We start from the raw sequence: 365 nt of genomic DNA, 5'->3' as shown, positions 1-365 counted from the left end.
GTCACTTTATAATCATCAGAGCTAACTGACACCGTCACTCCAGGGTATGACACTTGTTTCTCGTAATTCAGATGCAGATTAGATAACTCCTTTCCAATCCGAATAAACGCTTCTTTATTTCGGACTAGCGGAATCCGCGCCAAGCTCTTTTTTAAATCATTGGCATACATATCCCGATATTCGGGTGAATGAAGCAAACCATACACATAATAAACAATGTCAGCCTTATCAATATCATAATTGCCTACTACATTGTCATATTTAACGTCAAGAAGCCCTGTCGTATCTTCCAAATTCTTCAAAAAACCTTTACCGGACGTAAGCAACGCATATTCTGGAACGTTATTTGTCATCAAGACAGAGAA

General features: G+C 38.6%; 1 protein-coding gene. It reads right to left on the bottom strand.

The genetic code is table 11. The features are described 5' to 3' along the window. Positions 1 to 353, bottom strand: a 353-nt coding sequence (locus JKP73_RS22185) for a type ISP restriction/modification enzyme (protein ID WP_308436522.1), incomplete at its 3' end; no start/stop codon positions are given. Between the last annotated feature and the right edge of the window lie 12 nt (positions 354 to 365).

It is taken from the genome of Virgibacillus salexigens, from assembly GCF_014905415.1.
GTDB lineage: Bacteria > Bacillota > Bacilli > Bacillales > Amphibacillaceae > Virgibacillus > Virgibacillus salexigens.
The sequence above is the reverse complement of the archived record's forward strand: the minus strand, read 5'-3'. Positions and strand labels throughout refer to the sequence as shown.